The 24053-nt window shown below is 57.3% G+C and carries 21 protein-coding genes and 1 tRNA gene; 16 read left to right on the top strand and 6 right to left on the bottom strand.

The genetic code is table 11. From position 1 onward, the window contains the following. Positions 1-225: 225 nt before the first annotated feature. A tRNA-Leu gene (locus BBOH_RS01150) sits at positions 226-313 on the bottom strand. Between the two features lie 256 nt (positions 314-569). On the opposite strand from BBOH_RS01150, the gene BBOH_RS01145 reads away from it, so the two are divergent. The 6 genes from BBOH_RS01145 to era all read left to right on the top strand — a co-directional run bounded on the left by BBOH_RS01145 (position 570) and on the right by era (position 6199). Beyond that, on the top strand, positions 570-1367 hold the full coding sequence (locus BBOH_RS01145; RefSeq protein ID WP_033520284.1) for a 16S rRNA (uracil(1498)-N(3))-methyltransferase: 798 nt from the start codon (positions 570-572) through the stop codon (positions 1365-1367). 89 nt (positions 1368-1456) lie between these two features. After that, positions 1457-1789: a histidine triad nucleotide-binding protein gene (locus tag BBOH_RS01140; protein WP_033520282.1), complete on the top strand. Its 333-nt coding sequence runs from the start codon at positions 1457-1459 to the stop codon at positions 1787-1789. Between the two features lie 17 nt (positions 1790-1806). Continuing rightward, positions 1807-3123: a PhoH family protein gene (locus BBOH_RS09150; protein ID WP_052118100.1), complete on the top strand. Its 1317-nt coding sequence runs from the start codon at positions 1807-1809 to the stop codon at positions 3121-3123. After that, positions 3113-3667, top strand: coding sequence for an rRNA maturation RNase YbeY (ybeY, locus tag BBOH_RS01130; RefSeq protein WP_033520281.1), 555 nt, complete (start codon positions 3113-3115; stop codon positions 3665-3667). The genes BBOH_RS09150 and ybeY overlap by 11 nt, the downstream gene beginning before the upstream one ends. Then, positions 3664-5076 (top strand): hemolysin family protein, encoded by a 1413-nt coding sequence (locus BBOH_RS01125; protein ID WP_143242344.1) that lies wholly within the window; start codon positions 3664-3666, stop codon positions 5074-5076. The genes ybeY and BBOH_RS01125 overlap by 4 nt, the downstream gene beginning before the upstream one ends. 130 nt (positions 5077-5206) lie before the next feature. Then, on the top strand, positions 5207-6199 hold the full coding sequence (gene era / locus BBOH_RS01120; RefSeq protein ID WP_044098049.1) for a GTPase Era: 993 nt from the start codon (positions 5207-5209) through the stop codon (positions 6197-6199). Positions 6200-6382: 183 nt separating this feature from the next. On the opposite strand, the gene BBOH_RS01115 is transcribed toward era, so the two are convergent. Next, positions 6383-8425: an AMP-dependent synthetase/ligase gene (locus tag BBOH_RS01115; RefSeq protein ID WP_033520280.1), complete on the bottom strand. Its 2043-nt coding sequence runs from the start codon at positions 8423-8425 to the stop codon at positions 6383-6385. Positions 8426-8850: 425 nt separating this feature from the next. Here BBOH_RS01115 and BBOH_RS01110 point away from each other — a divergent pair, with 425 nt between their 5' ends. The 4 genes from BBOH_RS01110 to BBOH_RS01095 all read left to right on the top strand — a co-directional run bounded on the left by BBOH_RS01110 (position 8851) and on the right by BBOH_RS01095 (position 13243). Further along, positions 8851-9483 carry a 50S ribosomal protein L25/general stress protein Ctc gene (locus tag BBOH_RS01110; protein ID WP_033520278.1) on the top strand — a complete coding sequence of 211 codons (633 nt, stop codon included), beginning with the start codon at positions 8851-8853 and terminating at the stop codon, positions 9481-9483. Between the two features lie 306 nt (positions 9484-9789). Further along, entirely contained in the window at positions 9790-10917 is a 1128-nt protein-coding gene (locus BBOH_RS01105; protein ID WP_033520277.1) for a branched-chain amino acid aminotransferase, read from the top strand. A gap of 177 nt (positions 10918-11094) precedes the next feature. After that, positions 11095-11763, top strand: coding sequence for a trimeric intracellular cation channel family protein (locus tag BBOH_RS01100; protein WP_044098004.1), 669 nt, complete (start codon positions 11095-11097; stop codon positions 11761-11763). Positions 11764-12172: 409 nt separating this feature from the next. Next, positions 12173-13243, top strand: a complete 1071-nt coding sequence (locus BBOH_RS01095) for a zinc-dependent alcohol dehydrogenase family protein (protein WP_202805391.1) — start codon at positions 12173-12175, stop codon at positions 13241-13243. Positions 13244-13348: 105 nt separating this feature from the next. Here the strand turns inward: BBOH_RS01095 and rpsT are convergent, their stop codons facing one another. After that, the gene (rpsT, locus tag BBOH_RS01090; RefSeq protein WP_033520274.1) at positions 13349-13609 is read right to left on the bottom strand and encodes a 30S ribosomal protein S20; all 261 of its coding nucleotides are present in this window, start codon (positions 13607-13609) and stop codon (positions 13349-13351) included. Between the two features lie 168 nt (positions 13610-13777). On the opposite strand from rpsT, the gene lepA reads away from it, so the two are divergent. Both lepA and BBOH_RS01080 read left to right on the top strand, forming a co-directional pair. Then, positions 13778-15673 carry a translation elongation factor 4 gene (lepA, locus tag BBOH_RS01085; protein ID WP_033520272.1) on the top strand — a complete coding sequence of 632 codons (1896 nt, stop codon included), beginning with the start codon at positions 13778-13780 and terminating at the stop codon, positions 15671-15673. A gap of 164 nt (positions 15674-15837) precedes the next feature. Further along, the gene (locus BBOH_RS01080; protein WP_033520271.1) at positions 15838-16602 is read left to right on the top strand and encodes a hypothetical protein; all 765 of its coding nucleotides are present in this window, start codon (positions 15838-15840) and stop codon (positions 16600-16602) included. Here the strand turns inward: BBOH_RS01080 and BBOH_RS01075 are convergent. The 3 genes from BBOH_RS01075 to BBOH_RS01070 all read right to left on the bottom strand — a co-directional run bounded on the left by BBOH_RS01075 (position 16583) and on the right by BBOH_RS01070 (position 18817). Beyond that, positions 16583-17335, bottom strand: a complete 753-nt coding sequence (locus BBOH_RS01075) for a response regulator transcription factor (protein WP_033520269.1) — start codon at positions 17333-17335, stop codon at positions 16583-16585. The genes BBOH_RS01080 and BBOH_RS01075 overlap by 20 nt on opposite strands. Continuing rightward, a complete protein-coding gene (locus tag BBOH_RS08150; protein WP_156097515.1) occupies positions 17332-17523 on the bottom strand; it encodes a hypothetical protein in 192 nt (63 codons plus the stop codon). Before BBOH_RS08150 ends, BBOH_RS01075 begins: the two co-directional genes overlap by 4 nt. Positions 17524-17620: 97 nt before the next feature. After that, positions 17621-18817 (bottom strand): sensor histidine kinase, encoded by a 1197-nt coding sequence (locus BBOH_RS01070; RefSeq protein ID WP_156097514.1) that lies wholly within the window; start codon positions 18815-18817, stop codon positions 17621-17623. Between the two features lie 119 nt (positions 18818-18936). Between BBOH_RS01070 and BBOH_RS01060 the strand changes: the two genes are divergently transcribed. The 4 genes from BBOH_RS01060 to hemW all read left to right on the top strand — a co-directional run bounded on the left by BBOH_RS01060 (position 18937) and on the right by hemW (position 24037). Further along, a complete protein-coding gene (locus BBOH_RS01060; RefSeq protein WP_044098002.1) occupies positions 18937-19914 on the top strand; it encodes an ABC transporter ATP-binding protein in 978 nt (325 codons plus the stop codon). Between the two features lie 9 nt (positions 19915-19923). Beyond that, positions 19924-21144: an ABC transporter permease gene (locus BBOH_RS01055; protein WP_033520267.1), complete on the top strand. Its 1221-nt coding sequence runs from the start codon at positions 19924-19926 to the stop codon at positions 21142-21144. Next, positions 21131-22510 carry an ABC transporter permease gene (locus BBOH_RS01050; protein WP_033520266.1) on the top strand — a complete coding sequence of 460 codons (1380 nt, stop codon included), beginning with the start codon at positions 21131-21133 and terminating at the stop codon, positions 22508-22510. Before BBOH_RS01055 ends, BBOH_RS01050 begins: the two co-directional genes overlap by 14 nt. 213 nt (positions 22511-22723) lie before the next feature. After that, positions 22724-24037, top strand: coding sequence for a radical SAM family heme chaperone HemW (gene hemW, locus BBOH_RS01045; RefSeq protein ID WP_033520265.1), 1314 nt, complete (start codon positions 22724-22726; stop codon positions 24035-24037). Positions 24038-24053: the final 16 nt, after the last annotated feature.

Genomic DNA, 24053 nt, shown 5'->3' with positions numbered 1-24053 from the left:
GGTGATCATTTTGGAAGAAGCTCGTTTGCGGTCTCGATGGGGTGGGCGGAGTGCGGTCGATTTAACGTTTTCGGTCTGAATGTTTTCGGAAAACGCGTAAGGTACCGGGGTAGCGGTGATTGCCTGCTCCTTGGCGTTGCCGCATCGAGGCAAGATGGCTGTTTGAAGACCATGGATACAAGAAAATCCCTTGCTGATTAAGGGGTTTTCTTGCTTTGATTTTCGTGCCCAGGACGGGAGTTGAACCCGTACGCCTGTAAAAATGAGGCACTAGCACCTCAAGCTAGCGCGTCTACCATTCCGCCACCTGGGCAGGTGTCGACAAGCAACAAATAGAAATGATACACCATTCTCAGCCCCGCCGTCTACCGGTGTGTCGGGAGGTAATTTGATCGGCCGGAAGATACTCGGCGGTTCGGGTAAGCCTGAAGATTCAAGGCTATGGGTTCGCCCCTATCATCGAGCAGGCCTGACAATACCCGAGGTCCAGCTCGATCGTTTTTCTCGTGCCGACATTCTGAGCGCTGAGCATTGAAGGCTAAGTCCGTCCGTTCGATACTCTTGTACTTATGACGACCCCCTTGTTTGTAATCGATCCGGCGCATGATGACGTGCCGCTTAATCGTGACGGCCTACACCCAGGTTGGAGCCTGACGCTGCCGGCTTCGGTTCGCCGTCACGCCATAGCGGCCATGCGTTTGACGGACGGGGACGAACTTGAGCTTTCCGATGGCGCCGGATTACGAATTCGGGCGCGCCTGTCTGACGCGCAGAACGGTGTTGCCGAGGTGACCGGTTTCAATACGGAGCCGCAACCGGTCACACGTCTGAAACTGGTACAGGCGCTTGCCAAAACCGGCCATGACCTTGCGGCGGTCGACATGGCCACGCAAATCGGCGTGGATGCGGTCGTGCCCTGGCGGGCTGCGCGTTCGATCGCCAAATTCAAAGCAGGGCGTACGGATGAAAAGTGGAGGCAGACGCTGGTGGCCGCCACCGAGCAATCTCGCAGGGCATGGGCGCCCGAATTGGGCGAATGCGCCTCAGACAAGGATGTCATAGCGATGTGCCGCCGGGCCTGTGTACATGGTGAAATGGTCATCGTGCTGCATCAGGACGCCACGGCGTCTTGGGCGGACGTTGAAGCAAACGTTGCTCAGATGGCCGGCAGGTGCGTTGAGGATGGTAGGCCGCGTGCCGTTGCCGTCGTGGTCGGTCCTGAAGGCGGCATCAGCGAGGAGGAAGTGGAGACTTTTGTCGATGCCGGAGCAGTCAGCTGTGTGCTTGGAGCGAACATTTTGCGGGCATCGACCGCAGGTCCAGTGGCGCTGGCGTTGTTGGCGCGGGCTCTTGGGCGGTTCGCCTAGTCGCTCCTTTCGCTGATTATCCGTGCGGGCTAATACCATTGAAAGCAGATGACGGTTCAATGGTCCCTACCGATTTCAGGAGGAGAGAAATGGCTGACGACTGCCTGTTCTGCAGGATCATCGCTGGGGATATACCCAGCGACAAGGTCTACGAAGACGAAACCACCTACGCTTTCAAAGACATCAATCCCAAAGCCAAGGTGCACGTGCTGATTGTTCCCAAGGTGCACTGCGACAACGTCGCTCAACTGGCGAAGACCGATCCGAGTGAACTGGCGCATATTGTCGAGGTGGCTCAACATATAGCCGATGACAAGTTCCACGGTTCGTATCGCCTGATTTTCAACACCGGACGGGACGCGGGGCAATCGGTCTTCCATGCGCACGCGCATGTGCTTACTGGTCAGCGGCTTGACGAGTAGGGCGGATCGGTACTTCATTGGCTAGCGCGAAACGAGTCATCACTATTCCCCACGAGCTTGATCCCGTGGTGGTGCTGGGACCTGGAGACAGTGTATTGCGCCAGGTCGAACGGGCTTTTCCGACTGTACGTATTTTCGTGCGCGGTGATCGCATTGAATTGTCGGCTTACTCGAAGAGGGACGAAGTCGAAGCGGAAAAGGCGGCTGATGCGCTCGATGACATCATCGAATCCGCTTGGCGAGGTCCGGTGGACGCACGGGACGTCAGGCGTGTGCTGGAAGGACGCGAAGTCGGGAAACGCATCCGGCTGTCTTCAGCACCTTCGGGCCATGTTCGTCATAACCCGTCTTTCGAATCGTCGGATACCGATGGCCTTGCCGTCGGCAATGATATCGATCGTCGGTACGGTTCCTTCGCGACGAACCGTGAGTTTTCCGGGGACGACGGTGGCGCGGATGATGAAGACGACGGTTTCGACGTTCGGCGAGGATCGCCGATGAAGCCTGTGCGCGAATCGGCCGAACAGGGGCATGAACGCCGCATTCCCGGAGATCCCAATGGTGCTTCCTGGGGCGAGGACGAGAGCGAACAGGCACCCCAACGCCGGTTTAAGGCTCGTATGCCGGGTGTCATTGCCTTTGCGCATGGTGAGCCGGTACGAGCCAAAACCGCTGGTCAGGTGCTCTATGCGGGCGCCATAGACGCCAATACCATCACGTTCGGTATAGGGCCGGCCGGCACGGGTAAGACATACTTGGCCGTCGCCAAAGCGGTCCGGGCATTCGAGGATGGCAGGGTAAGCCGTATCATTCTTACGCGTCCGGCAGTCGAGGCCGGCGAAAGCCTTGGTTTTTTGCCGGGCACACTCAACGACAAGGTCAATCCATATCTCCGGCCACTGTACGACGCGCTTTCGGACATGTTAGGGGCTGGACAGCTGCACCGTTTTATGACCGATGGCACCATTGAGGTGGCGCCTTTGGCGTACATGCGCGGTCGGACCCTGAACGACGCGTTCGTCATCCTTGACGAGGCGCAGAATACCACAACCCAACAGATGAAGATGTTCCTGACGCGACTGGGATTCAACACGAAGATGGTCATCACCGGTGACGTCACCCAAATTGATTTGGCGGTGCCGCATTCGGGGCTTAGGTCGATTGAACGAATATTGGGCGATGTCGAAGGTGTCCGGTTTGTGCATCTCGGTTCCGGCGACGTGGTACGCCATGAGCTGGTGGGGCGCATCGTCGAAGCCTATGACGCGTTTGATCGTCGGAATCGTGACAGCAAGACCGTCGGAACAAAAGGAAGGAACGCCGTTGAGCGTTGAGGTGACCAACGAGACCGTGTGGCAGATCGACCCCAAGATTTTTTCGGATCTGGGGTTGTGGGTCATGCAGCGCATGCAGGTGAGCACCAAGTCGGATTTGACGATCTTGTTTGTCGATCCGGACCCAATCGCCCAGTTGCATATGCGCTGGATGCAACTCGAGGGGCCAACCGATGTGATGAGTTTTCCGATGGATGAATTGCGACCGGGCGAAGGCGGCACGGTTGAGGAAGGTGTGCTTGGGGATGTCGTGATCTGCCCGTGGGTGGCCGCTCAGCAGGCTGCCGCTGCCGGTCATTCGGCGATGGATGAAATGTTGTTGCTCACCATTCACGGCGTGTTGCATCTATTGGGGTATGACCATGTTGACCCGCTTCAGGAACGGCAGATGTTCGGACTGCAACGGCAGCTGTTGCTGACCTTTTTTGCTGTGCGGGGACAGTGTATTCCGTCAGCCACGCTTCCAAGCGGTTCGGCTGATCTGTTGGCTTTGTGGGATGCTTCGCACGCTACAGGCGACAACAAAGGTGAGTCTGAATCATGATTGATGCATGGACCCTTGCAGCCGTGATTATCATGGCTTTGGTGGCGTTGTCCCTGGTGTCGTTCTCGTTGATGGTCGCTTCGAGTGAGACCGCCGTCTCCCGCGTGACGAGGGCGAGCCTGAACAACCGGATCCTCGAGGTGCAGACCGACGACAGCATCGGCCACCTGGCCAAGGCCAAGCAGATCGACAAGATTCACAAGGTTCAGCGACTGATCGTGGACCGTTACGCCACGGCCGGCTCCTGCGCGTTCCTGCGTATCACCTGCAACGTGTTCGACGGGGTGCTCGTGGCCGCCATCGCCATGACGCTCTGCTCGCCGCTGTGGGGGGCGCTGGTGGCCGGAGCCGTGTTTGCGCTCGCGGTCGCCGTGCTTTCGGTGATGCTCAGACCTCATTCCACCGAGGACTCCAAGCCGGTGGACGTCATGCTGCACTACGCGCGCATCGTCTCGCTGGCGGTGGCGCTCACCCCGTTCTCCAAAACCGGCGAGGAACGCAAGGCCCGGCGCCGTGCGGGTGCCGGCGACCTGTCCGACGACGAGGAGCTGGAGAAGATCCAGCGCGACCAGGGCCGCGCGATGGTAGACCGGCTGGTCGAGTCCAGTGACTTTGATCCCGAGGTCGGTGAGATGCTGCGTAACGTGTTGACCCTTTCGGAGACGTTGACACGTGAAATCATGGTGCCGCGTACCGATATGATCTGTGTGGATTCGAGCAGTACTTTGGAACAGTTCCTTCAGCTGTGTTCGCGTTCCGGTTATTCGCGCATACCGATGATCGGTGACGACGTGGATGATTTGAAAGGTATGGTGTACCTCAAGGATGCGGTGCGTGCCATGGCGTTCAACCCCGGGGCTCGCAAACGTAAGGTTACTTCCATTCGTAGGGAACCGATGTTGGTGCCGGAGTCCAAACCGGTGGATGATTTGTTCCACCAGATGCAGCGCACCCGGCAACATGTGGCGATGGTCGTGGATGAATATGGCGGCATCGCCGGGTTGGTGACCATCGAGGACGCGCTGGAGCAGATTGTGGGAGAGCTTGACGACGAGCATGATCGCATCCAGCATAGCAAACCCGAGAAGATCGGCAAGGGTAAGTGGCGCATGCCCGCCCGCACGCCGATTGCCGAGCTGGAAGACATTTTCGAAGTGGATATTGACGAGGATGACGTCGATACCGTCTATGGGCTGTTGACGAAGCTTCTCGGCCGTGTGCCCTTGGTTGGCATGCATGCCGTTACCCGCGGTCTGAAGCTTACCGCCTCCGATACTGCTGGTCGTCGCAAGCAGGTGTCCATGGTTGTCGTTGAGCCGGATGGTTTGGACAGTGACAGCGAAGAGGGACGGTTTGATGACAACGAGACTGAGGATGAGGCAAAGGATACTGAGCAGAATGACCGATAACGTCATGGATGATATGACTGATTGGAATGACATAAACGACATGAATGACATGACAGATGTGGATGGAATGAACGACATGAACGATACGGACAATATGAATCGGATGGCGGACGGCGGCGCGGCAGGCAATATGCACGAAGACGCGCGTGAACCCGGAATCGAAAACGGTCCGGTTTCGGACGGGTATCGCTCCGGTTTTGTTGCGGTTGTCGGGCGGCCGAACGTGGGCAAATCGACACTGATCAACGCTTTGGTCGGCGCGCAGATCGCCATCGCCTCGAGCCGTCCTGAGACCACGCGCAAGGCTATTCGCGGGATCGTCACCACCGGCAACGCGCAGCTTGTGTTGGTCGATACCCCCGGCATCCACCGTCCGCGCACCTTGCTGGGGCAGCGCCTGAATGATGTGGTCGATGAGTCCTTGAACGACGTGGACGAGGTGGCGTTCCTCCTGCCTGCCGATCAGGAGATCGGGCCGGGAGACAGGCGCATTCTGAGCCGTCTTCGCAGTGAGTTCTCACGAAAGGACAAGGTGACCGGGCGGTTTGTGTGGCGAGTGCCGCTCATTGCCGTGGTCACGAAAATCGATGAGTTGAGCCGCAAAGAGCTGATGGACAAGCTCGTGGAAATCAATGCCTTCGCGGACTTCGCCGACGTGGTGCCCGTGAGCGCTTTGAAACGTGACAATGTGACGGAGGTTCAGCAGGTGCTTATCGACCATTGCCCGCAAGGTCCGCAGATGTATCCCGACGACCAGGTCACCGAGGAGAACCCAGAGGACACCATTGCTGAGCTGGTGCGCGGTGCATTCCTTGAAGAGCTGGACGATGAACTGCCGCACTCCCTGGCCGTGGTGGTCGATGGCATCGACCGTCCGGGTGAATCGGATAACCCGGCAACCGAAGACGGCAAGGCGCATGTGACGGTCTCCATCTATGTGGAGCGCGATTCGCAGAAACCCATTATCATCGGCCGCCACGCCGAGCATTTGGTCGCCGTCAAAAAGCGTCTGCGGACCGCCGTCAATCGCATTGTCGGTCAGAAGTCCAAACTTGACCTGCACGTCAAGGTCGCCAAAGGCTGGCAGTCGGACCCTAAGCAGCTTCAGCGACTCGGCTTCTGATTCTCCCCTTCCCGCCATTGCACTCATAGGCTATTTCGGTGAGGGACCAGGCGTTAGAAGGTCGGTTTCCGCCTACATCACGGCCAGGTGGCGGTCTCTGGCGAGGAACAAAAAACAGCCGTGGAGGCATGCGATTACATGCCTTCACGGCTGGTTTGAAACAGTGGGCGCAAACCCGCGGTATCACTTCTTCTTCGTGTACATCTGTGTGTTGAGCAGCGTTTCATAATGCTTGATGACGGCGGGCCGTTTGACTTTCATGGAGGGTGTCAACAGACCATCCTCTTGGCTGAACTCCTCGGGCAGCAGGATGAACTTGCGCACTGACTCGGCGCGGGAGACGCCTTCGTTGGCCTTGTCGACCCAGGTCTGCACCTCGGCGCGCACCACGGCGTTCTCGCACGCCTCATCCATCGGCATGTCGCGATCGAGACCCGCGGACTCGAGCCACGAGCGCAGGGAGGTCTCGTCCATGGTGATCAGTGCCGAGATGAACGGGCGCTTGTCGCCCAGCACCAGCGCCTGCGAGACGAACTTGCAGCGCTGGATGACTTCTTCGATGGGTCCGGGCGCAACATTCTTGCCGCCGGCCGTGATAATCAGGTCTTTCTTCCGACCGGTGATGTAGAGGAAACCGTCGTTGCTGATACGTCCGAGATCACCGGTCGCATACCAGCCATCCTTGGTGAACGCGAGCTCGGTGGCCTCGTCGTTTTTGTGGTACCGGTTGAACACGCAGGTGCCTTTGACCTGAATCTCGCCGTCTTCGGCAAGTCGAATCGAGAAGCCGGGGTAGGGCACACCCACCGAGCCCTCGTGGAACGGGGTGCCCATGGGATTGAACGCGCATGGAGCCGTCGTCTCCGTAAGCCCATAGCCTTCGTATGCGGGGACGTTCGCTCCGCGGAAGAAGGCCAGCAGTTTCGGGTCGAGTGGTGCGCCGCCGGCCACGAACCATTCGGCGTGTCCGCCGAGCACTTCGCGTAACGATCTATACACTGGGCGGTCGAATGCGGCACGGCGGGCCCTGGCCACAAAACTGGCTGACCCATTCTCACTCATCTGGTGTTCGTACTCCTGAGCGGCCACCACGGCGGCTGCGAAGGCCACGCCTTTGGTGCCGTTGCCGGCTTTCTGCGAAGCCGCGTTGTATACTTTCTCAAGCACGCGTGGCACCATGACGGTTACGCACGGCTTGGCTACTTGGAGGTCGCCGAGAAGCGTCTTGATGCCTCCGGAGATGTAGATGCGCAGATCGCTGGCCACCACGATGTAGTTGACCGCGCGTGCGAAGGTGTGTGCCTGAGGGAGAAACAGAAGCACGGACTTGCCTTTTTGCTTCAGCAGACCCGGCATATAGTCGCGTAGGTTGAGCGCCGTGGTGCAGTAGTGCTCGTGCGTCATTTCCACACCCTTTGGCGCGGCAGTGGAGCCGGACGTGTAAACGATCGAACACAGGTCCGTTTTCTTGATCGAATCAATGCGTTTGTTGAGCATCTCGTCCGTAATGGATTCGCCGTAGTCGCGCAGTTCGTCGAGCGCTCCCGTTTCAAGGCAGTACGTTTTTTCGAGGGTTGGGCAGTCCTCCACGGCACCGCTGGCCTTTTCTCGCATCTCAATGGTCGCCACAATCAACAGGCGTGAGTCCGAGTTGTTGACGATGTTGCGTATCTGCTCAGCCGAATCGGTTTCATAAATGGTGGCCAACACGCCGCCGATGGCCATCACCGCCGCATCAACCACATCCCAGTCGTAGGATGTCTGGCTCATAAAGGCCACCGCGTCGCCCTTGTCGATACCGTAATGCAAAAGTCCCTTGGCTACGGCGCGCACGTCCTCAAGAAAATCGTTGGCGGTCTTCGTGACCCATTTGCCGTCGTCTTTGTATGTGTAGAGAGGGTCGCCGCCCATGCGTTCTGCACGATCGACGTACAGGTCATAGATTGACATGCCCTCATCAATGGGTGGAATTCCTGCGGTTTCGACTGTCAGCAGGCCGGTCTTCTCGTCCAGGAACAGGGTGGTGGGGTAGCCGGGACCCCACTCATGGCTAGAGGGCAGAGTGGCCATGTCGACAGGGGTGATGGTCACCTGATGGCGATCCTCATTGAAATCCGGATTCTCCGGATCCTCGCTGTTGACGGGATGTTGAAAACCCCCTGTGACGTTAAAGGCTCGTTGACTGAGTTTCAGGGATTGCTGCTTAAGCATTTCGATGAGTGACACGCGGAACCTCGGCCTTCTTGTTTCTTATTGTCTTGAATCAAACCGTACAAAGACCGATTCTAGCGGGTTTGTCTCTTTCCGTCACCTTACGGTAGCGTAGCAAGTTCAAGTTTCAAGGCCAGTCATCCTAGGTGGCGGGTGGCAAGGCTGCCAAAAGACGGTAAGGCATCATGAGACGGCGCGTAGTATGCGAACGCGGATATGGATAAAGGATTGTCCACCTTGACGGTATGATGGAAACGTTGTTGAGATGAGCGCTCGGCTCGTTTGAGTCGTTCGTATGTCACGCTTTGGCGAGGGGAAGTGATTCCCGTTATCGACTGAGCTGAAAGATGTTGCAGTCTCCTTTGAGACAGTGGTCTTCGGCGCGTCGATGCGTCGAGACAACAGACAAGACACCGTACAGGCATGTTAAGGAGACCATTATGGCAAATACGATCACCCTCGAAGGTGAGCTCCGTACCGAGTTCGGCAAGGGAGTGGCCCGCCGTATGCGCGTGGCCAAGCAGATTCCGGCCACCATTTACGCCGGCGGTAACGAGCCGGTGTTCGTGAAGCTGCCGATGCGGGAGAGCACGCTGGCCCTGCGTCGCGCCAACGCACTGTTCACGATTAAGTACGGCAAGGAATCCAAGATGGCCGTCGTCAAGGAGGTGCAGCGCAACCCCGTCAAGCGCATCGTCGAGCACATTGATTTCTATGAGGTCAAGACCGGCGAGAAGATCGAGGTCGAGGTGCCGGTCTTCGCCGTTGGTACGCCGAAGGGTGCCGCCGTCGCCTTCGTTGATGTGCAGATGTTGCGCGTCAAGGCCGATGTGGCCAACCTGCCTGAGCGTATCGACGTGAACGTCGAAGGTATGGCTGATGGCGATAAGATCTTCGCCAAAGATGTCCAGCTGCCTGCTGGCGTCGAGCTGGTGGAAGCCGACATGGAGGATTCGCTGGTCAGCGTTGTGGTGCCTGAGGATGCCACCGCTCCCTCGGAAGCTGTTTCCGCCGACGCCGCTCCGGCCGAGGGTGGGGATGCCGCTGCCGCAAGCGATGCAAAGGAGAAGTAGCCTGTAGGCCGGGATTTCTTCCGGCAATAGGCGTTTCGTTTACATGATCAGGCCGATGTCCAGCGTGATTGCTTCCGCTGGCCATCGGCCTGATTGTCTTAATAAGGATATGTGTTTTCACCACAGGTTTCCAATGACGCCTCGTTGATGAGTTCCGGCAGATGAAGTGAACCTTTTCAATATGTGAACGACTCGACCGTGAGGGCGGTGGTTTGTGCCACAGTATCTGGTAACGCGCGGATGCCGGAAGCGTCCCGCTGACATGAACCCGAAGGCCGTCCATGCGGCGCCAGAGAAGAAGTGAATATGACAGAGCAAACCCATCATGACCCAGCGGCGTTGTCGAAGCTTGCGGATGCTTTCGACGTCAAGCCGAATCCGAACCCCGTTAACGACGAGCGACGTGAGCAGCTCATCGACAAGCCTGCGTTCGGACAACTGTTCAGCGACAGTATGATTCATATGGTCTGGCACAAGGGCGACGGGTGGGGCGACCGCCGGGTCGAGCCCTATGGTCCGCTTGATATGCAGCCGGGCGCCTCCGTTTTACATTATGCGCAGGAGTGCTTCGAAGGGCTTAAGGCGTATCGTCACGCGGACGGCAGCACATGGCTGTTTCGCCCGGACGCCAACGCGGAGCGCTTTGCCAACTCCGCCAAACGTCTCTATCTGCCGGAACTGTCCGAGGAGGACTTCCTCGGGTCTGTGGCAGCGCTGGTCAGGCAGGATGTTCAGTGGGTGCCGACACGTCGTGAATACACGTTGTACATTCGTCCGTTCATGTTCGCCTCCGAGGCGTTCCTAGGCGTGCGTGCGCCGGAAACGGTGGACTACTGCGTCATCGCATCTCCCTCCGGTCCGTACTTCCCGGGAGGGGTCAAGCCGGTGAGCATCTGGGTTGAAGATAAATGGTTCCGCACTGGTCCCGGAGGGACCGGTTTCGCCAAGTGCGGCGGCAATTATGCGGCTTCGCTGCTCGGCGAATACCGTGGCGCCGATCACGGGTGCGAGCAGGTGTGTTTTGTCGACGCAGCTACCAGGACCTATCTTGAAGAGCTTGGCGGCATGAATATGTTCGCCGTGCATAAGGATGGGCATTTGGAAACTCCGTCGCTCACCGGCAACATCCTGCCGGGCGTGACGCGTCGTTCGCTTATTCAGCTGGCCCATGATGAGGGACGGGACGTGGTTGAGACCATGATCAGGCTTGATGGGCTGCTCGACGACATCGAATCCGGAGAGGTGACCGAGGTCTTCGCCTGCGGCACGGCCGCGATCATCACTCCGATAGGCCGCTTCAAGTCGGAGACCTTCGACGTCGAGGTCGGCGGCGGCAGGTCCGGCGAACTGACCTGCGCGTTGCGCGAGAGGCTTCTTGGCATCCAGCTTGGCGAAATCGACGATCCGCACGAGTGGATGTGGAGGGTCTGCTAGACGGTTTTCATGCAGACGTTCTGCTTTCTTTTTTGATTATTGTGCCCGAAGATGTGGCGTGCCGGCCAAGACACACCGACGTCTTCGGGCACGGGCTTTGCTGGCATAATGTGAATCATGAAGGTCGAATGTGTCGAGCGCCCGTAAAAATCGGCTGAAAGCATTGGGAGTGGATTCATGCAGCTGGCATTGGAAAGCAACGCGTTCTTCTGGGCCATCGAATATCTGGCAACGTTTTGCTGTGGCCTGCTGGGCGGTTTGTGGGCCGTCAGGAAGCGTTACGATTTCATTGCCATTCTCATGACCGTGTGGCTCACAGGCCTTGGCGGTGGAATTATCCGCGACGTGTTGCTCGGCATTTTCCCGCCTGTCGGCGTTTCGAATAAGGGGTTGGTCATCACCACTTTGCTGGCCTCCTGCGCCGTGGCGGTGGTCTATCCTGAGGTCGATGGTCTGAAGTGGACGATGGCGACTTTGGATGCACTGGCTTTAGGGCTTTATGCCGTTAACGGCACCCAGAAGGCCCTCATGTACCACACCTCTGGAATGACCGCCGTGTTCATGGGGCTGATCACCGCCATCGGTGGTGGACTGATTCGTGACGTGCTGCTCAATCGGGTCCCTTCCGTGATCGGCGACAGCCATTGGTACACGGTGCCGGCGCTTATCGGCAGTGTTCTGACGGTGTTTTCCACGCGTGCATATGCGCGGGGCGTTCTGAGCTTCACCGGTGAATTGGTTTGCGATCTGCTCATTGTGGCGCTGGTGGTGTGTCTGCGCATGCTTTCGGTAAAATTCGACTGGAAGGTGCCCGGCGCCATCAAGCGTAAGCAGTATAGGTTCTGATGGTCTTTCGTCGTCTATTGTTCAATGAAATACAGCATGTTGTCGTATTTATTGAGAAAATACAATGAAGCTCGATCGTTTCTGACGGCATTACGTGATTCAAACGATGAATCGAATTTAAAAACGTGGTTTCGGGAATGCCGTTAAGCGCCGTTGGATATCGTTGTGGTAATCGACTCGGTCCGTTCGTTCAAGGCTGAAGCCTACGCTCCGAGGGGAACATGGAGCTGATTGATGTTGCGATTCCAGTGATTAACGCCTTACTCGCGCTTGCGAATGCAGGAGCGGCCGGCTTGTTCGGGGGGGGGCTGAACCGTTGAAACGGGCTTGTCAAGCCCTCTTGAATGCATGTGCGTCATGTTACTATAACTGTGATGTGTTTCACAAAAATACACTAAGGAGAATGTCAATGAAGGCCATGGTTTATTACGGGGACAATGATGCCCGATTTGAAGAACGTCCAAGGCCGGAGATTATCGAACCGACGGATGCCATTATCCGGATGACCAAAACAACGATCTGCGGAACGGATTTGGGGATTCTGAAAGGCAAGAATCCCGAGATCGAGCAGACCGCCATCGAAAAGACGGGAAGCTTCAACGGCAGGATTCTCGGTCACGAAGGCATCGGCATCGTGGAGGAGGTCGGCTCCTCGGTCAAGAACTTCAAGAAGGGAGATAAGGTCGTCATCTCTTGCGTGAGCCGTTGCGGCACTTGCGAGAACTGCCAGAAGCAGCTGTACTCCCACTGTCTGAACGGTGGCGGCTGGATCATGGGCTACATGATTGATGGCACGCAGGCCGAGTATGTCCGCACTCCGTTCGCGGACAACTCGTTGTATGCGTTCCCGGACAACCTGGACGAAAAGGCCGGTGTGTTGCTTTCCGACGCTTTGCCCACGGCGCATGAAATCGGTGTTCAGTACGGTGACGTGAAGCCCGGCGACACCGTTGCCATCGTCGGTGCAGGTCCTGTGGGCATGGGTTGCCTGCTTACCGGTCTGCTCTATTCCCCGTCGCAGGTGATCATGATTGATATGGACGACAATCGTTTGGCCATGGCCAGGCAGATGGGCGCCACGGATACAATCAACTCCGGCAAGGAGAACGCCGTCGAAAAGGTCATGGAGCTGACGAACAACCGTGGTGTCGATTGCGCCATCGAGGCCGTCGGCATCGAACCGACGTGGGACATCTGCCAGAAGATCGTCAAGGCCGGTGGCCATTTGTCGAACGTCGGTGTGCACGGCAAGCCGGTGAACTTCGACATTCAGAAGCTGTGGATCGACAACCTGACCATCACCACCGGTCTGGTGAACGCCAACACAACAGGCATGTTGATGAAGACCTGTTGCTCGGGCAAGCTTCACGCGGAGGACCTGGCCACGCATACGTTCGATTTCGACGACATCGAGAAGGCGTATGACGTTTTCAAGCATGCCGCCGATCAGAAGGCCATGAAGGTCATGATCGATCTGTGATCGATGGCCTCCACCAATTCGGCAGATGATAGGCATAACGGAGGAGGCCCGGGAATCATTCCGATTCCCGGGCCTCCTCCGTTTGAATGGTAAGCTGAGATAAGCTTACAGCGCGTTGATCGCCACGGCGAGGTTCGACTTGCGGTTGGCGGCCTGGTTCTTGTGAATCACGCCTGCGCTGGCGGCCTTGTCGAGCTTCTGGCCGGCAATCTTGAACGCGGTCTCGGCGGCGGCCTTATCGCCCGCCTCGATGGCCTTGCGAGTATCGCGGATGGCGGTCTTCAGACTGGACTTCACGGCGACGTTGCGCTTGTGCGCCTTTTCGTTCGTCAGCACGCGCTTCTTTTGCGACTTAATGTTTGCCACATTTACTCCAAACAACGTTTTCTATTAAGGACATACAAGCGTACATGATAACACCGCGCGCGGATAAAGGCGTGTGACCACCGTTCGCCGCCTTATCGACCGGGCATCCGGCCCGTTTGCCCACCGCGGCCGATATCATGGGGACAGATACGTCTAGGGAGGGCAGCAGTGGTCGAGGCGACAAACAAACCGGGGTACACCGACCAATCGCTGATACGCAATTTTTGCATCATCGCGCATATCGATCATGGCAAGTCGACGGTGGCGGACCGCATTCTGCAACTTTCCGGCATCGTGCCGGAACGTGAGATGCGCGACCGTTTCCTCGACCGCATGGACATCGAGCAGGAGCGTGGCATCACCATCAAGTCCCAGGCGGTGCGTGTGCCGTGGACCTTTGAAGGCACTGAATACACGCTCGGGATGATCGACACCCCCGGACACGTCGACTTCACATACGAGGTCTCGCGTGCCTTGGCTGCCTGTGAGGGTGCCGTGCTGCTTGTGGACGCCACGCAGGGCATCGAGGCGCAGACGCTGTCGAATCTGTATATGGCGATCGAAGACGATCTGACGATCATCCCGGTGCTCAATAAAATCGATCTGCCCAGCGCCGAGCCCGACAAGCACGCCGAGGAGATGGCGAATCTTCTGGGTTGCAAGCCATCGGATGTTCTACGGGTTTCGGGCAAGACGGGGGAGGGCGTGGCCGATCTGCTCGATCAGATCGTCATGGAGGTGCCTGCTCCGCACGGCGAACCCGAAGCACCGGCCCGAGCCTTGATCTTCGATTCGGTCTACGACTCCTACCGTGGGATCGTGACCTACATCCGCATGGAGGATGGCGAGCTCAAAAGCCGTGAAAAGGTTCATATGATGGGCATCGGCATGACGCATGAGCCCATTGAGATAGGCGTGATCAGCCCGGATATGACCCCGACCAAGGCCTTGGGCGCGGGTGAAGTGGGCTATATCATCACGGGCGCGAAGGACGTGAGTCAGTCGAAGGTGGGCGACACGCTGACCTCCGCCGTTCACCCGGCCACCGAACCGCTTCCCGGCTACCGAGACCCCCGTCCGATGGTCTATGCCGGTCTGTTCCCGATCGATAACGCGCAGTTCCCCGAGCTGCGTGACGCGCTTGACAAACTCAAGCTCAACGACGCGGCGTTGACCTACGAGCCGGAGACCTCGGTGGCGCTCGGTTTCGGCTTCCGTTGCGGGTTCCTGGGGCTGTTGCACATGGAAATAGTGTCTGAACGACTCAGTCGTGAGTTCGGCCTGGATCTGATTTCAACGGCTCCGAACGTCACGTATAAGGTTACCGCTGAAGACGGCAGTGAGCACGAGGTCAAGAATCCCAGCGAATTCCCCGATGGCAAGATCAAGTCGATCGTCGAGCCGATGGTGGCTGCCGACATCATCACGCCCAAGGAGTTCATCGGTGCGGTGATGGACCTGTGTCAGGATCACCGTGGCCAGATGGGCACGATGGAGTACCTGAGTCCCGAACGCGTCGAAATGCATTATCGAATCCCCTTGGCAGAAATCGTGTTTGACTTTTTCGATCAGCTCAAGAGTCGCACCAAAGGCTACGCTTCGCTGGACTATCACGAGGACGGCGAGCAGGCCGCGGATCTGGTGAAGGTCGACATCCTTATCCAGGGGGAGAAGGTGGACGCGTTCAGTGCCATCGTGCATCGCGACAAGTCATACACTTACGGCGTGATGATGACCAAGAAGCTGTCCAAGCTCATTCCTCGCCAGCAGTTCGAGATTCCGATTCAGGCCGCCATAGGCTCGCGTATCATCGCCCGTGAGAACATCCGCGCTCTGCGTAAGGACGTGCTCGCCAAATGCTACGGCGGCGACATCACCCGCAAGCGCAAACTGTTGGAGAAGCAGAAGGCCGGCAAGAAGCGCATGAAGATGCTCGGTCATGTCGAGGTGCCGCAGGAGGCGTTCGTCGCCGCCTTGCAGACCGGTGAGGGGGTGGGGCCGAACGCCTCGGTCGACATCGACACCAAGAACAAGATCCGCGCCGCTGAAAAGGCGGCGAAGTAAGCGGATCCGTGGCATCGGCGCCACGGCCTAGATGCGGTATCGCGACCGGTGTGCCATAACGTTTTGACGAATACAAAAGAACATTCCAAACCCTGTTCGACGCTTGCGCGACCGATTTGCCGGATCCATTCGCCGGACATGCGGGTTTCAGGCAAATTCGGCAGATGTTGAAGGACGAACTCTACGCATTTGAGCATGTGTTCGGAGGCTATCTGGCTGAAACGCAGAGTGATCCCGAATATCGCAAGCGCGCGACCTACTATGGGAAGGCAATGTTGAAGGAAGGGCAGTTCGCTGATTCGGCGACACCCTGTGCGCGCAGCATCCTGTCGTTCAATTACACGCAACCGTTCGATCTGGACGATCTGCATGTCACTCAGATGCGGAACATCCACGGGGACTGCGGCGCGCCGATCCTGGGCATCAACCCGATCGGTCGTGAGCATGTCGGCGCGGCCTACGGTGGAGACGAACCATATACCGACCCGATTCGCGATGAGCGTTACCCGTTCACCAAAAGTTTCCGTGTGCTCGAACAGCGGGGGAATATGTCATACAAGGGTATTCTTGATCCGGCCGAAGACGGCAGGCCGTTGGATCGCATTTCGATATTCGGCCATGGTATGGGAGATGCGGACTACACCTATTTCAAAACGATTTTCGACGCGGCGAACCTCTATGATGGTTCGGTAAACATCGAATTCCTTTATACGCGAGGAGATTATGAGGATTCGGTTCGCGCTTCACTTAATGAGGGCATCAGGAACATCATCACCCGTTACGAGCAGGATGTGCCCGAAGCCGACGGGCGCACGGACCTGCTGACGAAAATGGAAATCGAAGGTAGACTGACGATCAGACCTCTGCCAGAGTATGGGGGTTTAGCGCCGTTTCGTGTCAGAATCGTCTTTATGGTAAGCCGGCGTTGATCCAAGTGATGGCCAGCTGGGTGCGGTTGGACAGACCCAGCTTGTCTAGGATACCGGTGATTCGGTTACGTACGGTTCCTTCGCTTAAATACAGGTAGGCGGCGATCGTATGGTTGTCAAGTCCTTTGGACACAAGGCTCGCTATGTCGCGCTCGCGGTCGCTGAGCGCGGCGAAGACGGAAGTCCGTTCATTGGTTGAGGCGGATTGGGAATCGGTGTTGGTTCCAATGCCCGCGTTCCTGTCCGGTGATGCGGTTGGCGATGGTGGTGTCGAATACGACGAGAACCATGATGATGCCGTTGTCGGTGCCGTTGGCGTGTGGGCTGTCGAGAGTCTGTCGAGCACTTCCGCGCCCAAGACGATATGTCCGGCCATTACGGCCTGCAGCGCGGGGCCGACCGCCGTGACGTCCTGTTTGATCAGGTAGCCTTTGGCTTCCAAAGCCAGCGCCTGATCGATGTATGCTTTGTCTGCGAAGGTCGTGAGGAACAGGATCCGTGCGGTTTTGTCGCGGGCCAGTATTCGCTGTGCGGCTTGAAGGCCATCGACGCCGGGCATTTGGATGTCGATGAGCAGCACATCCGGCCGGCTTGCGGGATTGCTGAAATAATTCGTCACGGCCGTTTCGCCGTCATTCGCGGTCCATCGGACTTCAGCGGCTTCAGTGGTTTCGAGGATCGTGGTCAGTGATGAGCAGACAATGGGGTCGTCATCTACGATTGCCGTTTTCATGCTCCGGTCCGCTCCTTGTCAATAGTAGCCATCCCGTCACCGATCGCTTCGGTCCGTGCGCCAGCGTCCCTGTCGGGTTTGGCCCATGGGGCTTTGGGTAATGAGACGAACACACGCCAACCGTCTCGGTAGGGGCCGCACAGGCAGGTTCCGTCAAGAGCCTGAACTCGTTGCTCGATAGTAGCCAAGCCCATGCCTCGTAGATCATGGCGATTCTGTGGTATGGGCCGGTGCGTTGTATCTCCGCTTTTGTTGAAGACCGACAATTGCCAGAATGCAGGGTAGTCATGCAGTGAGACGGTTGCCGTGCTCGTGTCGGAATGGCGAATGACGTTGGTCAGCGCTTCGCGGATGACGGAGGTCAAGGTTCGAGCCACCGGAGCTGGGGTGTCGGTGATATCGCAGTCCAGAGAGACTGTAAAAATCGGGTCGAGCAGCATTTATCATATCGACGACACCGGCGATTTGTGCGTTGAAATCGGTGCCGTCGTCTTCCAGATTGTGCACGGAACGTCGGACCATCGTCATCGCTTCATTGAGGCTTGTGCTGATCTCTGACAGTTCCTTGGCCGATGCCTGGTTTCCGGTTGCTGTGGCGACGGCGCTGGCTGCCTGTGTCTGCATCAGCGCGCGGGTGAGTATATGACCGACGTTGTCATGTATTTCTCGGGCGATGCGAGTACGTTCGCGCAAGGTTGCCACGTGTGTTGATTCCGCTTGACTGTCGCGTAGCGTTTTGACCTGGGCCGCGTTATGGCGTCGGGTTACTCTCATTTTGTCGAACAACTGGAGCAGGGATTGGTGCTCGGCGTCGGCCATGGTATACGCATGTCCTAACAGCGCAGCCAAACATGACAGCAGGATGACCGATCCGGCTTCCAGCGCTGGCACGGCGTTAAACTGTTGATGACGCAAAGGGGGCGGATCTCCAGCGGACGTATAAGCCCAATATGAACGGATCAGGGGGATTGCCCAACACCAGACCGTTATCAACTTCAACCATCCCGAGAATTGGTCAATCTGCCCTAGGCGTGCATTGCCGATGATTCGGTTCATCCCGTCATCGTTATACTTGACGGAAAATCGTCCTGATGCCGGCGCGTGTGTTTTTTGCCGACAGTCCGCCGTGGTGATGGGAAAATCAGCTAAGACCTTCATCGCGTCAAAAGCAAGTAATGGGGTGTATGCAAGAAATTCAGGTATCCATAGTGCCACGACGCACAGCCCAAGCCGAATGATGCATACGAAGGTCTGCAATCTGCTGGTGCTGCCGCTGCGGTCGCTCAGCCATTGTGTCAGCGCTGAGCAGCAGATGGATGCCAGCAGTGCGACGATTGCGACAGTGCTGAACGACCCGCGTTCCCGTTGCGCTTCCAGTAGGGCACTACAAGCCAGCAGCAAGATTCTGGCTGCAAAATCCCTATGTTGCGCGTTCATGGTTTCGACATTAGCACTTGGTGCCGTGATGCTCTTGCGTCTCAACCAGTGACAAATGTCATCATCGCAGGTTAAGAAATGACAACACTCACTATCGCTGACGCGGGTGTCCACGGGAGAATGGAAATAACGATTAATGGATGAGAATTGAAAGGCGACGGTATATGAACGCAAAGATCGGCGGTGATGCGCCGGCTTCAGACGGTGCTTTGGCGCTTCAGGTGAGGCATTTGGTCAAGCGATATGGCGACAGTCTTGTGCTTGATGATTTTGACCTCAACGTGAGGCAAGGCGAGATTTTCGGACTGCTTGGACCAAACGGAAGCGGCAAAACCACTTCGATCAATTGCATATTGTCACTGTTGACTTACGACTCGGGCGATATCAAGGTTTTTGGGCATGAGATGACGCCTACGGCTTACGTCCTGAAGTCGCGCATCGGACTGGTGCCTCAGGAAGTGGCGGTGTTCGATGAACTGAGTGTTCAGGAAAACATTGACTACTTCTGTTCGCTGTATGTCGCGCAAAAAGACAGGCGCAAGTCGCTGGTGGACGAGGCGATTGCCCTGGTGGGTCTCGAGGACTTTCGCAAATACCGTCCTGGGAAACTCTCCGGCGGACTGAAAAGGCGTCTGAACATTGCGTGCGGTATCGCGCATAAGCCGGATATGATTTTGTTCGACGAGCCCACCGCGGCTGTCGACCCGCAGAGCCGAAACGCGATTCTTGAAGGCATCCAACGTCTCAATCAGGCCGGCGCTACGGTGATCTATACGAGTCACTACATGGAGGAAGTCGAACAGATCTGCGACCGTGTGCTCATTATGGATCACGGTAGGCACGTAGCTGAGGGTACGGTCGATGAGCTCAAAGCGATGGTTTCTAGCGGCGAGCTCATCACCGTCGAGACATTGGATCTCGACGGTGATGCGATGGCGGCTCTTCGGGGTCTGCCGACCGTGGCCTCAACTGATTACGATGGCAAGACCCTCACCGTACGGTGCAAGTCCGGCGCTCGTAACTTGGTCGATGTACTAGACATGTTGGAGCGTTCTGGCGCGAACATCGGCCATGTCTCCTCGAACCCGCCGACGTTGAACGATGTGTTCCTTGAGATGACCGGCAAGGCTCTGAGGGATTAGGGGCACGATATGTTCATAGCTTTCAAGACCTATCTCAAAGCGGGGTTCAGAAACTTCAGCATTATCTTCTGGGTGCTCGTCTTCCCGCTGATCATGATGGCGCTGTTCCAACTGATGTTCAACGACGTCAACGACATGATGCATGTGAGCGCCCAGCCTATGGCTGTGGCGCAGGATGCCAATTGGAACAAACAAAGCGGGGTGGCCAAGACGGTCGAAGCGCTCGCCGGCAGGCACAGTGGCAGCGCTGAACAGGGTGGCGGCAACGATAGTGAGCAATTGATTTCCATTACGCGTGCATCCTCGATTGAGGCAGCCAAACAGTTGGTGGTAGACGGCAAAGCCAAAGGGTATCTGTACGTTGGCGATGGCGGGGATTTGCACATGACGCTCGCCGACACGACGGTGAATTCATCGGATCAGGTCGTCACGCTGGCAACAACCGCGATTGATTACGCATTGCAGCAATATAATGAGACCGGACGAGTGGTCGGGGCGTTGGCAGCCAAGAACCACGCTATCATGGCCGACTCGCGTTTTTCGTCAAGCGTCGGTGATTCCACTGGATTCCTGCGGCATCTCGGTTTGACTGGTCATGTATTGAGTCCTTTTGCCCGTTACTATTTTTCGATGTTGGGCATGGCGTGTCTATTGGGCATGAGTATCGCCATTGACTTGATCACTCTTACCCAGGTGAACCTTTCTGCCTTGGGCGTACGCGTCAGTGTCTCACCGTCTTCAAAAATAAGGCAAATAACCGCTGTCCTCATGTCTTCGTGGTCCATCTCGTTCACCTGCATGTTGATTGCGTTCCTGGTGATGCGCTATGTGGTCGGCATTGGCATCGGTGGTCGTGAGCCCGCCGCGGTGCTTGCCGTTGCGGCTTCGACATTGATGGCAAGTGGAATGGGGCTTCTGATTGGCGTCATCCCGAAACTTTCCGCACGCATCAAGCTGTCCCTGGGTGTGATGCTGACTCTGTTCCTGTCATTTTTCACCGGATTATACGGCACTCAGGCCATGGCGTTGGGTGATAGATTGCGTAGGCAGGCACCTGTATTGGCTCGAATCAATCCCGCAAGCCAAGTGTGCGACCTGTTCTATGACTTACTGTATTACGATGATTATCGTCCGTTCTTGATCGGATTAGGGCTTATTCTCGCCACGACGGCCGTGTTCATTTTGGTGGCGGTCGTGATGCTTAGGAGGCAACGCTATGACTATTTGTAAAACCGCTCTTGAAGTGGCCAAGGTGCACCGATCTTACATATTGCTGTATTTGGTCGGTCTGAGTGTAATCATGACGTTCTTTCTGACGCAGTCCGTGCCAGGGGTTTCTGGTTCGAAGCCGGTTTATGCCCCTTTGAAATCGCACGTGGCTGTTGTCGATAGGGATGAAGACAAGGGTGGCGTCGCTTCCGGGCTGCGGGAATACCTTGGGCGAACCAACACGGTCGTGCGCGTTGATGACGACAGGCGTGCAATTCAGGACGCGATGGCCACTGACCAGGCGGATATCGTTTTCGTTGTGCCGAAAGGGTACATGCGCGATTTTGCCCAGGCGGCGCTGTCCGGTCAACCGCCGAAACAAGTGGATTCAGTCCTTCGATCACGGAATGACAAGCACGATCTTTCCGAAATGAAGGTTCTGACCTTCCTTTCCAATTTGCGAACCGCATATCTCGCAGGTGGCATTGCCGGAGGAGACGCTCATGACGATACCTCCGGTGCCTCATCGGCGGGCTTGCCGGCGGATGGCCTGTCGGCAGATACTCTGTCGTCCGCTGATTCGGCGAATTCCAAACAAACGCTTCAACCGGACGACGAATCGGCAATGCGCAGAGCCGTGACCGATGTCTTGCGTGCGACAAAGACGGCCAGCGAGGATGCCCACGTTTCGGTGGTCGCCACAAGACACGGCTCCGGCAATGTCTCAGCCTCTCGCGTATTCGGTCTTTCCCTCACTTTGGGCAACTATCCGATCGTCGCCTCCACAATCTCCATCATCGCGTTGGTGGTCGGCGCCTTCACCAGTGAATCGATGCGTCGGCGCATGGAGGTTTCGGCTGAGCGACAGCAGTCGGTAAGTTTCGGTTTATTGGCGGCCTGCGCAGTTATCGGCCTGCTGGTGACGGTCTATTACTTGGTGCTTTCGGTTGGTGTGACTGTATGGCAGACCGGTTCCTTGGCCGGTTTGGCATGGGGGCCTGTCGTCTTGGCGACGTGTTCGATGGCGGTGTATGTGTGCTTCGGTGTTTCCATCGGTTTTGTCCTCGGTCGTCTTGCGCTCTCCTCTCGCGCGGTTAACGGGTTGGCGAACGTCGTGGGGTTGGTCATCGCCGCCACGTCGGGGGCGTGGTCGTTCGGCACTTCGGTGATGACCGGTCCGGTGGCGCTTGTCGGCAAACTGTTGTGCGGCCGTTGGTACGTGGATGCCATCGACCAGGCGATGGGTTTGGGGGCGTATGCCGGCTCTGGATCGAGCATCGCGGGATGGTTCGTGTCGACTGGCGTTGTCGCGCTTTTCGCGCTCACCATGGTCTGTGTAGGCTTGGCCGTCAGGCATTCCGTACATAAGGTTGTTCGTAATACCTAGCGCGGAATTACGGCGACCATCAGGCAGCGAGATATAACGACAACATGTCATTTTTGTCATCATCATGATCGGCCAAAGTGTTTGGACACTTCTGTGCAATCCAAGGTTGTTCGTAAAGCCATAGCGTTGCGACTGACAGGCATCGGGGGTGTGACGGGTGGACAAGAATCAGGAGGCTGCAACTGGCTTGGGTTGCCGATAGGGTTGTGGGCTATGTTTGAGGTTTATGTCCATGTGCCGTTCTGCTATCGCCGTTGCGGGTATTGCGACTTCAACACGTACACCGCCGTTGACATGGGCGGTGGGGCGTCCCGCGGGAATTACGCGAATCTGGCCATTGAAGAGATGGGGCTGGTCAAAGCGTGGCAGGAACGGCACGGCATCAATGAGCCCGCCGCCTCGACTGTGTTCCTCGGTGGGGGAACGCCCACGCTGCTGCCGGCGGACGACCTTGGGCGGGTGCTCCGCGCAGTGAACGACATCTGGGGCGTTGAACCAGGTGCGGAGATAACCACCGAGGCCAATCCCGACACAGTGGATGAACGGTATCTTGAATCGTTGGCGACCGCGGGATTCACGCGCATTTCCTTCGGCATGCAGTCAGCAGTTCCGCATGTGCTCAAGACGCTCGACCGCACGCATACGCCGGCCAATGTCGAGGCGGGGGTGAGGGCTGCGAACAAGGTGGGGTTGCGTTCCAGCGTAGACCTGATCTATGGCGCACCCGGCGAAAGTATGGACGATTGGCGGACATCGGTTGAAACAGCCATCGAGCTGGGCGTCAATCACATTTCCGCGTATGCGCTGACCGTCGAACCAACCACGAAAATGGGGCGGCAGATCAAGGCCGGCACCATCGGCAAGCCCGATGACGACGACGAGGCCGCGAAATACGAATCGGCGGACGACCTGTTCGCCCAAGCCGGCCTGCAATGGTACGAGATATCCAACTGGGCGCGTCCGGGCCATGAAAGCCGACACAACCTTGGATATTGGCGCAATGTCGATTGGGCCGGAATCGGCCCCGGAGCGCACTCGCACTATCGCACGTCCTCGATCGGTGCATGGCGAGAACATGCCGATCTCGGCGCTCGCGACATCGATGAGGACGGATTCCGTAAAGTTGGCGTCACGTCCGCAGACCAAGAACCAATGGGGCAGGAAGGCGCGGACGCCGTCCGAATGGACGCCAGCCAGTTCGGCGTGCGTGCATGGGACATCGCGCATCCGAGGCAGTGGGCTGAGGCGATGAGGCAAGCAGACGTGCCTTGGGCCGGCAGTGAGGTCATCACTCACGATCAGAACCTTGAAGAGACCGTGATGCTGGGCCTGCGGCTAAGAGAGGGGCTTGACGTTTCGAGGGTCGAACAGGCTTCCGGACATCATGTTGACCGTGCGCTCCTGACTTCGCTGGAGCGTGAAGGACTGATTGAGTTTCTTGACAACGGTCGTATCGCCCCGAGTCGGAAGGGGCGTCTGCTCAACGACACCCTGATCGCCCGAGTCTTGGATATTTGCGATATGTAGTCATCGGGCCCGTTAC

Source organism: Bifidobacterium bohemicum DSM 22767, from assembly GCF_000741525.1.
In the GTDB taxonomy this organism is placed as follows: Bacteria; Actinomycetota; Actinomycetes; order Actinomycetales; family Bifidobacteriaceae; genus Bifidobacterium; species Bifidobacterium bohemicum.
The sequence above is the reverse complement of the archived record's forward strand: the minus strand, read 5'-3'. Positions and strand labels throughout refer to the sequence as shown.

Bases quoted from the DNA above. Each gene is read 5' to 3' on its own strand.
- BBOH_RS01145 (WP_033520284.1), top strand. From the start codon at position 570: ATGACGACCCCCTTGTTTGTAATCGATCCGGCGCATGATGACGTGCCG.
- BBOH_RS01140 (WP_033520282.1), top strand. From the start codon at position 1,457: ATGGCTGACGACTGCCTGTTCTGCAGGATCATCGCTGGGGATATACCC.
- BBOH_RS01125 (WP_143242344.1), top strand. From the start codon at position 3,664: ATGATTGATGCATGGACCCTTGCAGCCGTGATTATCATGGCTTTGGTG.
- era (WP_044098049.1), top strand. From the start codon at position 5,207: ATGCACGAAGACGCGCGTGAACCCGGAATCGAAAACGGTCCGGTTTCG.
- BBOH_RS01110 (WP_033520278.1), top strand. From the start codon at position 8,851: ATGGCAAATACGATCACCCTCGAAGGTGAGCTCCGTACCGAGTTCGGC.
- BBOH_RS01105 (WP_033520277.1), top strand. From the start codon at position 9,790: ATGACAGAGCAAACCCATCATGACCCAGCGGCGTTGTCGAAGCTTGCG.
- BBOH_RS01100 (WP_044098004.1), top strand. From the start codon at position 11,095: ATGCAGCTGGCATTGGAAAGCAACGCGTTCTTCTGGGCCATCGAATAT.
- BBOH_RS01095 (WP_202805391.1), top strand. From the start codon at position 12,173: ATGAAGGCCATGGTTTATTACGGGGACAATGATGCCCGATTTGAAGAA.
- BBOH_RS01080 (WP_033520271.1), top strand. From the start codon at position 15,838: ATGTTGAAGGACGAACTCTACGCATTTGAGCATGTGTTCGGAGGCTAT.
- BBOH_RS01075 (WP_033520269.1), bottom strand. From the start codon at position 17,335: ATGAAAACGGCAATCGTAGATGACGACCCCATTGTCTGCTCATCACTG.
- BBOH_RS01060 (WP_044098002.1), top strand. From the start codon at position 18,937: ATGAACGCAAAGATCGGCGGTGATGCGCCGGCTTCAGACGGTGCTTTG.
- BBOH_RS01055 (WP_033520267.1), top strand. From the start codon at position 19,924: ATGTTCATAGCTTTCAAGACCTATCTCAAAGCGGGGTTCAGAAACTTC.
- BBOH_RS01050 (WP_033520266.1), top strand. From the start codon at position 21,131: ATGACTATTTGTAAAACCGCTCTTGAAGTGGCCAAGGTGCACCGATCT.
- hemW (WP_033520265.1), top strand. From the start codon at position 22,724: ATGTTTGAGGTTTATGTCCATGTGCCGTTCTGCTATCGCCGTTGCGGG.